Origin of the sequence: Nostoc sp. (assembly GCF_036918245.1) — a bacterium.
Classification (GTDB): Bacteria; Cyanobacteriota; Cyanobacteriia; order Cyanobacteriales; family Nostocaceae; genus Nostoc.
In genome coordinates this window covers 155002-167249 of record NZ_JBALEF010000054.1, presented here as the reverse complement: position 1 = coordinate 167249, position 12248 = coordinate 155002, and the positions used below count along the sequence as shown (strand labels likewise).

The window sequence follows — 12248 nt, the reverse complement described above, 5'->3', positions numbered from 1 at the left end:
ACGGTGTACACAAGTACTAAAAACCTAGCTTGATGAGGCTTGACTCGTTCCCAGTATCCGCCTGGCAATGGCAACACACAACCCAACATAACATCACAGCAAAGTGTTCAAACTACTTGAGAAGACGTTCTATTTTCTCATTCAATGATTCCTATATCTTTGAAATAGGTAAATTTTGATAGAAACCCCAGCCAACGAGTTTAGCTGGGGTTTTTTTTTTACTTAAGTAAGTAGGCGAGAATAAATCAAAGTAGATTAAGTAATGTAAAAAATCTTGAGATAAGTTCGTAGTGGGGACTTCAGTCCTCACTACAAACCTTGAATTATTTACGTCGCTCTACTTAGAACTATTTCAGTAAATTCAGGGAGAGGGTGCTATTCCTCTTGCACATCAACCCAGATACTGCCTTCTTCAACACGAATCGGAAAGACTGGCAGTGCCTTTGGTTGTGAAACTAACGAGAGTACCTTACTTACACCAGGTGGCCAAGAACACCAATCTTTTACCTCACCAGTCCGCAGGTCAAAAGCACTGTGATGGAAGGAACAAACAATTGCTCCATTCTCAGTTATTTTCCCACTTTTCAACGGTAATTTTAAGTGAGGACAAGTGTTATCTACAGCATAAAGCTGACTTTCGTGATTCAAAAGCAAAATTTTCCGGTTGCCAACTTTCACCACTTCTCGCGCACCTGGGGAAAGTGCATCGACTGCAAGAACTTTAGTCCAACTCATTAGGTTCTCCTCTCCTAATATATCTGCTTTCAGTTTCCCGCAATAGTGACCAGTGCGATCGCCTTTCAATACTGGAGAGTCGAGAATGTCTACGACGGGCTTTGTCTAAGCTGACAAGAAGTTATAACTATAAAATATTACATTAGGTACAATTTTTATACTGAATAAACTTATTTCTGGGTAAACTAAATAAAGCACTTACTGTCTATGCCTTACATGGCTTGTAGCTGATAACAGACAATTCTCAGAGATATAAAAAATGATTAAGACAAGTTACGAATTTGACCAGTCTATCCTCGCAGCAGGATCTTCATTAAAGACTAATATTCTGCTACGTTTTCGTGCTGACATAGCTAAATCTCCTCGACGTAACCTTAACCTTTCGCTTGTAATTGATCGTTCCGGCTCTATGGCAGGCGCTCCCTTGCATCACGCACTCAAAGCGGCTGAGTCTGTGGTAGATCAACTTGAGCCTGATGACATTCTCTCGGTAGTTGTTTACGACGATGAAGTGGACAGTGTTGTGCCACCCCAGTCTGTGACTAACAAAGCCGCACTGAAAAATTCCATCCGCAAGGTGAGAGCAGGCGGTATTACCAACTTATCGGGGGGATGGCTCAAAGGCTGCGAACACGTGAAAACGCGACTTGATCCGCAAAAAATCAACCGTGTTCTCCTGCTTACCGATGGTCACGCCAATATGGGCATTCAAGACCCCAAAATACTGACGGCGACATCAGGGCAAAAAGCTGAAGAAGGCATTATCACAACTACGTTAGGTTTTGCTCAGGGTTTCAATGAAGACCTGCTGATTGGGATGGCAAGGGCAGCCACGGGCAACTTCTACTTCATTCAGAGCATCGATGAAGCAACCGAAGTGTTTAGTATTGAGCTAGATAGTCTAAGAGCAGTAGTGGGACAGAACCTCAAGGTGACACTTGAATTGGCAGATGGTGTCAGCCTGGTTGATACCTTAAGTCTGGCTAAAGTTAGCCAGAATGACGCCAGTCAAGCTGTCATCACCTTGGGAGAGCTTTACGAGGGTGAGGACAAACTTCTCGGTTTGAGTCTGGGGATATCAAACGCTCGAGTTGGTGAGTTACCTGTGATGAAACTGCATTACAGCGCTGATGTTGTGCAAAATGACCTGATTCAAAGCGTGTCAGGTACAGTCGATGTCGTCACCAAAGTTGGCACTGTTGAGGAAGCAGCTTTTGCTGCTACGAGCCATATTATTCTTGAGCTGAGTCGCCTGACGATCGCTAAGGCCAAAGAGACTGGACTTAATCTCGCTGAACATGGCAAGCATCAGGAAGCTGAACAAACTCTGCGGGCGCTTGTGAAAGATTTGCGAGATAAAGGGTTGAACGAGAATTTTGAAATTGCTGAAGAGATCGATCAGCTTGAGTATTTCGCAGGTCGGATCGCCCAAAAAGCTCTAGGTAATGCCGGACGTAAAGAGATGCGGGATCAGACTTACCAGACGATGACGCGCAATCGCAATGATTTGGTGGGGCGCGGTGTCACTGCTGGCGATGAAGTGTACGCCATGCCGATTGTGAATGAAGTCGGTTCAGGTGTTGAATTGTATTGCGTTCGTGAAGGGGGTAAACTGCGGGTCAAGGTCATGTCCGAAGGCTACGATTCAACCAAGAACATCCAGTTTCCCCGGGCTATTCGTGCCGAGGGCGCACGCTATGTTGTTGAAGGACTGGAACTCTCAAGCGAACGCACTTTCTATCGGGTACGTGGTAATATCACCCGTTTTGCTCAACCCGGTGAAACAGATATCTTTGTTGCCCCTAGACAATCGCATCCAACTAACACAGGTAAAGCTTCCAAAGGCCCTGCCAGTGCTGCCGATCTTTCCACAACTGACAGTGTAGGAGACAGCATTTTAGTTCAGTGTGTCAAAGATGGCAGCAAGCTACGTGCTAGGGTGGTTTCCGACGGATATGAACCGGATTGGAACATGCGTTTTCCGCGCTCGGTTCGCGAGGAAGGAATACTTTACGTGGTTGATGAAGTCAAAACCGCACCAGATGGCAAATCTTATATTGCCTGTGGTGAAATTAAGCGATTTGTTCAACCCACTACTAATTGAATTGGGGACTGGGGAGCAGGGGAGCAGAGGAGAATAATTAATGCCCAATGCCCAATGCCCCATGCCCAATGCCCCAATCCTTAAAAGATGCCAAGTAAATATGCCTTAGCTGACTGAGACTGTCAGGATCAAAGAGTAAAGAGTAAAAGGCAATCTATTTTGACTTTTAACTTTCTCCTTTTGTTCAACTTCCACAACGGGAGGTTTAATCTTGACTAAATTGAAAGTTGGTATCAATGGCTTCGGTCGAATCGGGCGACTTGTACTTCGCGCTGGCATCGATAATCCCAACATTGAGTTTGTGGGCATTAACGACCTAGTACCACCAGATAATCTCGCTTATCTATTAAAGTACGACTCAACCCACGGTCAATTAAAGCACAAGGTTGAAGCCAAGGAAGACGGCATCCTGATTGACGGACATTTCATTCCTTGTGTGTCAGTTAGGAATCCAGCAGAGTTACCTTGGGGAAAATTAGGTGCAGATTATGTCGTGGAAGCTACCGGACTCTTCACTGACTACGAAGGAGCTGCAAACCACCTGAAGGCAGGTGCAAAGAGAGTGGTAATTTCCGCTCCCACCAAAGATCCAGATAGAGTTACTACCCTGTTAATGGGTGTCAATCATCACCTATTTGAACCTGGCAAGGATATCATTGTCTCCAATGCTAGCTGCACTACAAACTGTCTAGCTCCCATAGCTAAGGTCATTAATGACAACTTTGGGTTAACTGAAGGGTTAATGACCACAGTCCATGCTATGACTGCCACTCAGCCAACTGTAGACGGCCCCAGCAAGAAAGACTGGCGGGGTGGTCGAGGTGCATCCCAAAATATTATTCCCTCCTCCACAGGCGCAGCTAAAGCCGTAGCACTGGTTTTACCAGAATTGAAGGGCAGGTTAACTGGGATGGCATTACGAGTTCCGACTCCCGATGTCTCTGTAGTTGATTTAACTTTCAAAACAGCCAAAGCCACCAGTTATAAGGAAATCTGTGCTGCTATGAAGGAGGCTGCCGCAGGTTCGCTAACGGGTATCTTGGGCTACACAAATGAAGAAGTAGTTTCCACAGATTTTCAAGGTGATACTCATTCCAGCATCTTCGACGCAGGTGCTGGGATTGAGTTAAATCCCAACTTCTTCAAGGTAATTGCCTGGTATGACAACGAGTGGGGCTACTCAAATCGTGTGATTGACCTGATGTTGTCTATGTCACAGAAGGAAAAACTCGCCCCGACAGGGGCTGTGGTTTGATTAGTCATTAGTCATTAGTCATTAGTCATTAGTCATTAGCTTTTGACTGCTGACTCTTGACTAGAGACTTTTGGGATTTGGGTCAAATGGTAAATACTCCGAAAACAAAACGTAATCTAGTATTTTTATTTAGCAAACCAGTGATATGAAGCACGTGTGAGTTTGGATGTTTCGTGCGATCGCTCAAAGCATCCAAATTTGCAGGTTACTCCTCAACCCCCAATCCCTATGCGTCGAACCAAAATCATTTGTACTGTTGGACCGGCTACATCTGCACCTGAAAGGCTGCAAGGCTTAGTAGAAGCTGGAATGAACGTGGCACGGCTGAATTTCTCCCACGGAGCTTATGAATTCCACGCCCAAACGGCTCACTATCTCAGGCAGATTAGTACTGAGCAGCAAAAGCCGATCGCAATTATGCAAGATTTGTGTGGCCCGAAGATTCGCTTGGGAACTTTGCCACCGGAAGGGTTAAATCTGGAAGCTGGTAGTGAAGTTACCTTTGTTTTGCAAGAAAAGGGTGAGAGTATTGACGAACTACCTCTACCATTGCCGACTTTGTTTGCAATGGTGCGACCAGGCGAACCGATTTTAATTAATGATGGTCGCGTCAAATTAATTGTCACCGATCGCGATGCCGATCGCATTCGGGCACTAGTAAAAATTGGCGGGTTAATTTCTACGCACAAGGGAGTAAACCTACCCCAAACTCCTTTACCCGTCAGTTCAATCACCGAAAAAGACTTGCTGGATCTGCGCTTTGGGATTCAGTTGGGTGTAGACTGGGTGGCGGTGTCCTTTGTGCGATCGCCACAAGACTTAGAACCCGCCAAGCGAATGATTGAAGCTGCTGGTGCTTCCATCCGCTTAATTGCCAAAATCGAAAGAGCAGAGGCAGTAGAAAACTTTGACTCCATTTTGAAAGTTGCCGACGCGATTATGATTGCCCGTGGCGATTTAGGGGTGGAAGTGCCAATTCACGAAGTCCCCCTAATTCAAAAAGATATTATTCGCCGTTGCAATCGTGCTGGCAAGCCGGTGATTACAGCCACCCAAATGCTAGAGTCGATGATTAGCGCCCCTGACCCCACCCGTGCCGAAGCAACCGATGTTGCCAACTCCATCTTAGATGGTACGGATGCGGTAATGCTTTCTGGTGAAACAGCTGTCGGACAATATCCCATTGCCGCCGTTCAGATGATGCACAACATCGCCGTGCGGACAGAACAGGCTCTAGATGAGGGTAGCAGACATGCTTGGTGTCATGAAGCAGGCAGTCTCAGCGTTACCGAATCAGTGGCAGAATCAGTGTGTCGCATCGCTTATGAAACAGGCTCACGAGCAATTCTTTGTAACACTTCATCAGGAAGTACGGCAAGAATGGTATCTAAATATCGGCCTACTTCTCCCATTATTGCCCTCACCTCTGACATCACCGCTTATCGCCAACTAGCGCTTTCTTGGGGTGTGGAAGCTTTGCTGATCCCACCAGTCCACAATGCCGAAGAGATGTTTACCAATGTGGTGAACACAGTTGTAGACATGGGTCTTGCGAATAAGGGCGATAAGGTGGTAATTACCTCTGGGGTTCCAATTGGTAAATCGGGAACAACTAGTTTAATCAAAGTGCATTCCATTGGACAGCCAATTTCGGCATAACCCACCTAGAATAGGGCTGTGGCTGTGAATAGTAAGCAAAGTTGGGCAATGATTCCGAAAAATTGCCAGAATCAGAATTGAAGGAATAGTCAAGAGTTTAAACAACTGGGGAATTAAGTAAATCCTGTAACATTCATCACGGAGTATTTTATGTCCAAGAGTTTACTAGAACAATTGCGGAAAATGACTGTCGTGGTTGCGGATACGGGGGATATCCAGGCAATTGAAAAGTTCAAACCTCAAGATGCCACCACCAATCCTTCTCTGATTACTGCTGCGGCGCAGATGCCAGAATATCAGGAAGTTGTCGATCAAACTTTACTCCAAGCAAAGAAAGATGCTGGAGCCAAAGCTACCCAAACACAGATAGTTTCTCTAGCTTTTGACCGTTTGGCAGTTGCTTTTGGATTAAAGATTTTGCAAATCATTCCCGGTCGCGTGTCTACAGAAGTGGATGCTCGCTTGTCCTACGATACTGAAGCTACCCTGACTAAGGCACGGGAATTAATTGCCCAGTATAAAGCTGCCGGGATTGGCCGCGATCGCGTTTTAATTAAAATTGCCAGCACCTGGGAAGGCATTCGGGCAGCAGAAATCCTGCAAAAAGAAGGTATTCACTGTAACCTTACCTTGTTGTTTGGTCTTCACCAAGCGATCGCCTGTGCAGATGCTGGTGTTACCCTAATTTCTCCCTTCGTCGGTCGGATTCTCGACTGGCACAAAAAAGATACTGGACGAGATAGCTACCCAGCAGCCGAAGATCCAGGAGTTTTGTCTGTCACCAAAATCTACAACTACTACAAGAAATTCGGCTATAAAACCGAAGTTATGGGAGCTAGTTTCCGTAACGTTGGTGAAATTACTGAACTTGCCGGTAGTGATTTATTGACAATTTCCCCGTCACTTTTGGGTGAATTACAGGCAACCATTGGAGAACTGCCACGCAAACTTGACCCTGCCAAGGTAGCAAACTTGGAAATTGAAAAGATATCCATTGACAAAGCTACCTATGACAAGATGCACGCCGCTGACCGCATGGCGACTGACAAACTAGACGAGGGCATCAAAGGTTTCACCAAGGCATTAGAAGACCTTGAAAAACTTTTGGCAGTCCGACTAGCTCGCCTTGAAGCAGAGGTAGTAGCAAGCCATTAGGGACTTGCAATTAAAAAACATCTAAAGTAGTGTGCGTTACGGCTCAAGCCGTAACGCACTTCAAATATCATGTCCGAGTAATTAGTTATGATTCCCAACCGCTCATGGAGGAAACCCCGATGAACAACAGCAATGCTTGTCTACGTAGGCGTAGCCCGTCGTAGACATCGCAGCAAAAATTTATGCGGATATGATATGACTCTTTTAATCTTCGTGGTCATCGAACGGATCGTTCAATTCCTTGCTAGGAGGGCCAAAGGAGGTATAAATCGAAACTCCAGTGATGGCAATCACCACGGCAGCTACAGAAATGCTAAGAACTATTGCGGGTTCCATAATTGAGAGATAGATGATGAGTGCTATTCTTATAGAATATTACAGAAGATTAAAAAAAGCTTTGGCAAGTAATCTTAGGTGAACTATGGCACAAAGGACTAGGTTGGGAGATATCCTGAAACCACTGAACTCTGAGTATGGGAAAGTGGCTCCAGGTTGGGGTACTACCCCTGTGATGGCTGTTTTTATGGCGCTATTTTTCGTGTTTCTGCTGATTATTCTGCAACTTTACAATAAATCACTGTTGGTTCAGGATGTATTTGTCGATTGGCGCAGTTTAGGACGCTAACTGATAATACAGCGAGCGAGTTTGGATAACAACTTAAGTTACACCCGGTTTTTCCGGGTTTTTTTGTGAGTTGCGATTTGCTACTAGACTAACTATATATGTGAGCAGGTGTAGGTTGGGTTGAGGAACGAAACCCAACATTATCAAAAGTTTGTTGGGTTTAACTTCCCTATGAGACGCTGTTTGCGTTCGTTCAACCCAACCTATATTTATTTTTTTCTCCCCAGAGTGACACAAGCGGGGTAGAAGCAAAACATCTGCCAAAAGAAAAAATGTCGTACTACAATATCACTAAGTATTACTTAGTCAAACAGGATTAAAAGTTAATCTAGCTTTTAAATACGAACTGCAAATATTGATCAAAAAATAAAACTTTTAGAGGTGTAAATGAGCGAAATTCCTCTCTGTAGCATAGTGATTTCATCCCAATTGCCCCCAGATGAAATAGAGTCTTTAGAAACATTGCTGGGGATGAGTTCAATCAAGGTGCAAAAGTCACCAAGTCGGATAGTAGGTGCAGATGACATAGTTTTTGTGGCTACAGTAGTTGGAGGGATAGCAGCAACAGCCAATTTGATAGAGTACAGTATCAAAGTCGCTAAGGCGATCAATAATTGGCGGCGAAAATTGCGAGAAAAAGGGATAGAACCACAAGGCAAGTTAGAACACCCAGTTCGCCCCTCGCTTGACTTAAGTACCGCCACTGATGAAGAAATAGAAGAATGGCTGTCTCAAAAGTAGCTGAAAAAGTTCCCTTTAGTCCAGGGTTAGAAAAAGTTACTAAACAAGATAATTCGTTCAGTAATCAAATTCTAATCTTGTTTTCAGCCCCTCTACTGACTGAAGACTTATCGCCAGTAGAGAATTTATATCTGCAGGAAGAAATTGATGCCATTGCTTTAGTGTTAGAGGATATATCTTTCCCTATAGCAGTGGAAATAGTGGTTAAAGTAGCCACCTCACAGACTCTACAAGATGTGTTGTCTCATCGTGTCAAACCACTGATTATTCATTTTATTGGTCATGGAATGAGAGATAGAGATAGTACAGCGTTGGTGTTATAAGATGAAGTGGGAATTACTCGTTCTTTTAGTGAAGAAGAACTGGCGATCGCCTTATCAAATCAAAACCAGCCACCTTGTCAATTAGCATTATTTAATGCCTGTCATTCTGAAAAGTTAGCTCAAGCTTTTATAAAAACAGGAGTGTATCATGTAATTGCGGTTAACGCTGAAGATAAAATTCTAGATGTTGCAGCCCGATGTTTTTCTCGACGACTTTATCAGGCATTATTCAATCAGGATTCAGTTACGAATAGTTTTTTATTGAGTCGTAATGCAGTTAAACTTGATGATAAATTAATAAAACTGTTTAACTCTCAAACTTTTCAGCAAGGAGTTAATTTCGATGAAGCCTTCAAATTTCGATTGCTACCCCAAACTGACCATAATCAATCGCTGATTATAGAACCAGCCGATTCTCACCAGGTTATCTATCCCCAGTGGTGTTGCCATCCCTAGTGGTACATTCATGATGGGTTCACCCGAAGGTGAAGGATATGGCTTTGAAAAACCTCAATATGAAGTAAAGGTTCAACCCTTTTTTATGGGCAAGTACCCAGTCACTCAAGCACAATGGCAAGCAGTCACATCTCTCCCCCAAGTCAACCGCGAACTGAAACCAGACCCATCCGATTTTAAAGGAGAAAATCGACCAGTTGAGGGAGTATCTTGGTTTGAAGCGGTGGAATTTTGCGATCGCCTCTCCCAATACACAGGCAAAAGCTACCGTCTTCCTAGTGAAGCGGAATGGGAATATGCCTGTAGAGCCGGAACAACAACACCATTTCATTTTGGCGAAACAATCACATCAAAGTTAGCCAACTTCAATGCTAACTATACTTACGGTGCTGGTGTGAAAGGAACATATCGAGAGCAAACAACAGAAGTGGGCAGTTTTGAAGTACCTAACGCCTTTGGGTTATACGATATGCACGGCCAGGTATGCGAATGGTGTCTTGATGATTGGCACAATAACTATGAAGGAGCGCCAATAGATGGCAGTACGTGGTTTAATGATAATAATAACTTTTCTCAAAAAAAAGGAAACGCCGTGTTGCGGGGCGGTTGCTGGTTCAACCTTCCTGGGACCTGCCGTTCCGCGTCCCGCGGCATCAACTATAGGGCGGGGCACGACGGCATCAACCACGATGTTGGTTTTCGTGTTGTCTGCGGGGTTGGGAGGATTCTTCAGTAGCCCTTTATACTTTTCCTCTTTTGGCCTCTGCTCTTGTTCTTTTTTCCTTTTTTGTTGCCTTATCGCAACTCGAATTTTTTGGCACAAATATTAAGATTTTTTAATTTCAATGAAAGAATTATCAGTTATTCAAAAGACTTATGTAGGTGTTACAACCGAACAGTTACTCAACTCTACAGAAGAAATATATTAAGGCAAAGGTAAAATTTTTGGCGGTACGTTGCACTGCGCGATAACGCACCTACATTTAAATTTCTTAAGATAGCTGGAAATATTAGTGCCGACTTACTTAAGGCATCACTCGCTCGTGGGGAGATCATCGCTTTCTATATAAGCGATTATTGAGTAGACTACATAAATATGTGAGTCTATATAGTGGTTCTATAGTTTACAGGAGACAAAAAATGAATATATTTGGTATCGGTCTGCCGGAAATGGCTGTAATTATGGTAGTAGCATTGTTAATCTTTGGCCCAAAGAAGCTGCCAGAAATTGGTCGGAGTGTGGGGAAAACAATTCGTAGTTTTCAAGAAGCTTCCAAGGAGTTTCAAAACGAGTTTCAAAAAGAAGCAGAACAGTTAGAAGAAACTGTAAAGACTACTGCTGAATTGGAACCTAAGCAAATCCACCCTGCTAAATCTGAGCAGGATACCGCTAGTTCTTCCCAACCTAGCTAGGATGCTGCATATCAATTGACTGTAGGCAAAATGACAGAAGCTGTTACGCAACCAGGTTTGGTAATTCCACAACTAATTGTCGGGTTAGGGAATCCAGAAGCTAAGTACGACCAAACACGCCATAATATCGGTTTTGCAGCTTTAGAAACTCTCTCCCGTTCTTGGCGCATTTCCTTAACAGAAAACCGCAAATTTCAAGGTGAGTATGGCGAGGGTATCGCCCCAGGTGGAGGTAAGATTCGCTTGCTAAAGCCGTTAACTTATATGAATCGCTCAGGACAAGCAATACAAGCGGTGACAAGTTGGTATAAATTGCCGCCTGAGTCAGTGTTGGTGATTTATGACGATATGGATTTGCCCTTGGGAAAAACTCGTTTGCGTTTATCTGGTTCGGCTGGGGGACATAACGGCATGAAAAGTGCGATCGCACATCTTAGTAGCCAAAACTTTCCCCGTTTGCGAATCGGTATTGGTAAACCCAAAGATGCAGCTAATAACGATGATTCCGGTGCTATCTCCCATGTGCTGGGGCGATTTTCCGCTGCCGAAAATCAGCAGATGTCTCTTGTACTTCAGTTCGTAGTTGAGTGTATTGAACTGAGTCTCAAACAGGGAGTAGAAAAGGCGATGAATGTTTGTAATAGCCGCACCGTTAATAATTCTGAGTCTTAGGGCTGGATAAATACTGTCCTATCAGCTTATTAAAGAAAGCTAACCGATGTTTAAAGGCGCTTATTTTGGTTGCTGGGCAGCGATTTTAGCTTGCTCCATCTAACCAAGATAAAGCCTCTAACGCGCTCTACGTATAGGAAAAGTAACTCATTTACACCCTAATTAGCGGTGCGGCAGACTTTGCTTAATGTTTGTATGAATAATGGCGCTTTTACTATTGCCTGTTTTCGGTCATAACCTCAAGCAACGCCAGTATCACACCAAATAGGTTTATTTAAAACGTCTTGTGCGTCTAGCTGCCACTGCCTTACGTTTGCGTTTTTCTATCGGTGTTTCAAAGTGCCGATGATATTTCACATCAGCTAATATCCCAGCTTTGGAAACCTGGCGTTTAAACCGACGCAAAGCTGAGTCTATTCCTTCGTTCTCTCCTAGAACCACCTGGGTCACTCTTCCCTTTTCCTCATCATCAATAGTTTCCATTCTAATATTACCCTCAACCTTAGTAAAACCCCTCTGAGTTAAAGTCATGATTAAGAGGCTATTCGTCCGGTTGAGGCGGGTTATGTGTGCTTCTCTCTCGTAAAATCGTTACTTAATTAAAAGTTAATCTAAGTGCCCTAATGCACTCTCAGAAGCAATAGAGAAGATGGGGAAATTATAATACTAAATTTTTCTGGCTGTACTCTGAACTGGGGAATAATGTAATCTTAGTTACTAAGATACATGATGAAAACAGATTTTAAAAGTTGATTCTGCCCTCATTTAGTAATTTATATCCAGATGCTAATGCGGTAAAAGCAATTATGAAATTCCATAAGCTAGTTGGCTTTAGAATAACTCCACCGCTTAAGAAAACTAGTACTATGCCAATGCCTAGAAAAATCCATCCCAAGTTACCAGTTTCTCTTTTAAAAAAGACTAATGCAAATATACCTATCATCGTTGCCAAAACTGAAGCTGTAGCAGGGAAGCTACGGTAAAAATATGAATAGTAACCGCTAACAAATATGATGTTTTGACCAAAAAAGTATAATCCTGTGAAAAGTAGAATTAAACCTATAAGTTTGATTAACAATCTGCCCATAATATTGCGATATTTTTAATGGC

Annotated in this window: 15 protein-coding genes; 11 read left to right on the top strand and 4 right to left on the bottom strand. The window is 43.6% G+C overall.

Features of this window, described 5'->3' with window-relative positions; all coding sequences use genetic code 11:
* Positions 1–375: 375 nt before the first annotated feature.
* Entirely contained in the window at positions 376–735 is a 360-nt protein-coding gene (locus V7L12_RS14830) for a Rieske (2Fe-2S) protein (RefSeq protein WP_335085166.1), read from the bottom strand.
* Between the two features lie 259 nt (positions 736–994).
* Between V7L12_RS14830 and V7L12_RS14825 the strand changes: the two genes are divergently transcribed.
* The 4 genes from V7L12_RS14825 to V7L12_RS14810 all read left to right on the top strand — a co-directional run bounded on the left by V7L12_RS14825 (position 995) and on the right by V7L12_RS14810 (position 6908).
* Positions 995–2839 carry a vWA domain-containing protein gene (locus V7L12_RS14825; RefSeq protein ID WP_335085164.1) on the top strand — a complete coding sequence of 615 codons (1845 nt, stop codon included), beginning with the start codon at positions 995–997 and terminating at the stop codon, positions 2837–2839.
* Positions 2840–3050: 211 nt separating this feature from the next.
* Complete coding sequence (gene gap, locus V7L12_RS14820; RefSeq protein WP_335085162.1) at positions 3051–4094, top strand: type I glyceraldehyde-3-phosphate dehydrogenase; 1044 nt, start codon at positions 3051–3053, stop codon at positions 4092–4094.
* 228 nt (positions 4095–4322) lie between these two features.
* A complete protein-coding gene (gene pyk, locus V7L12_RS14815) occupies positions 4323–5753 on the top strand; it encodes a pyruvate kinase (RefSeq protein ID WP_335085199.1) in 1431 nt (476 codons plus the stop codon).
* 150 nt (positions 5754–5903) lie between these two features.
* Entirely contained in the window at positions 5904–6908 is a 1005-nt protein-coding gene (locus V7L12_RS14810; RefSeq protein ID WP_335085160.1) for a transaldolase, read from the top strand.
* 204 nt (positions 6909–7112) lie between these two features.
* Here the strand turns inward: V7L12_RS14810 and psbN are convergent, their stop codons facing one another.
* Positions 7113–7244 carry a photosystem II reaction center protein PsbN gene (gene psbN, locus V7L12_RS14805; protein WP_292866665.1) on the bottom strand — a complete coding sequence of 44 codons (132 nt, stop codon included), beginning with the start codon at positions 7242–7244 and terminating at the stop codon, positions 7113–7115.
* A gap of 85 nt (positions 7245–7329) precedes the next feature.
* Here psbN and psbH point away from each other — a divergent pair, with 85 nt between their 5' ends.
* The 7 genes from psbH (at position 7330) to pth (ending at position 11138) form a co-directional block, all read left to right on the top strand.
* Positions 7330–7533 (top strand): photosystem II reaction center phosphoprotein PsbH, encoded by a 204-nt coding sequence (psbH, locus tag V7L12_RS14800; protein ID WP_094348882.1) that lies wholly within the window; start codon positions 7330–7332, stop codon positions 7531–7533.
* 387 nt (positions 7534–7920) lie between these two features.
* On the top strand, positions 7921–8274 hold the full coding sequence (locus V7L12_RS14795; protein ID WP_335085158.1) for a hypothetical protein: 354 nt from the start codon (positions 7921–7923) through the stop codon (positions 8272–8274).
* Positions 8256–8597, top strand: a complete 342-nt coding sequence (locus V7L12_RS14790) for a hypothetical protein (RefSeq protein ID WP_335085156.1) — start codon at positions 8256–8258, stop codon at positions 8595–8597. Before V7L12_RS14795 ends, V7L12_RS14790 begins: the two co-directional genes overlap by 19 nt.
* A gap of 6 nt (positions 8598–8603) precedes the next feature.
* A complete protein-coding gene (locus V7L12_RS14785; protein WP_335085155.1) occupies positions 8604–9053 on the top strand; it encodes a hypothetical protein in 450 nt (149 codons plus the stop codon).
* A gap of 10 nt (positions 9054–9063) precedes the next feature.
* On the top strand, positions 9064–9789 hold the full coding sequence (locus V7L12_RS14780) for a formylglycine-generating enzyme family protein (protein WP_335085153.1): 726 nt from the start codon (positions 9064–9066) through the stop codon (positions 9787–9789).
* Between the two features lie 404 nt (positions 9790–10193).
* Positions 10194–10466, top strand: a complete 273-nt coding sequence (locus tag V7L12_RS14775) for a TatA/E family twin arginine-targeting protein translocase (protein ID WP_335074705.1) — start codon at positions 10194–10196, stop codon at positions 10464–10466.
* Positions 10467–10496: 30 nt separating this feature from the next.
* Complete coding sequence (gene pth, locus V7L12_RS14770; RefSeq protein ID WP_335085151.1) at positions 10497–11138, top strand: aminoacyl-tRNA hydrolase; 642 nt, start codon at positions 10497–10499, stop codon at positions 11136–11138.
* A 270-nt stretch (positions 11139–11408) separates the two neighbouring features.
* On the opposite strand, the gene rpsU is transcribed toward pth, so the two are convergent.
* On the bottom strand, positions 11409–11588 hold the full coding sequence (rpsU, locus tag V7L12_RS14765) for a 30S ribosomal protein S21 (protein WP_069073049.1): 180 nt from the start codon (positions 11586–11588) through the stop codon (positions 11409–11411).
* A gap of 292 nt (positions 11589–11880) precedes the next feature.
* On the bottom strand, positions 11881–12225 hold the full coding sequence (locus V7L12_RS14760) for a hypothetical protein (RefSeq protein WP_335085149.1): 345 nt from the start codon (positions 12223–12225) through the stop codon (positions 11881–11883).
* Positions 12226–12248: the final 23 nt, after the last annotated feature.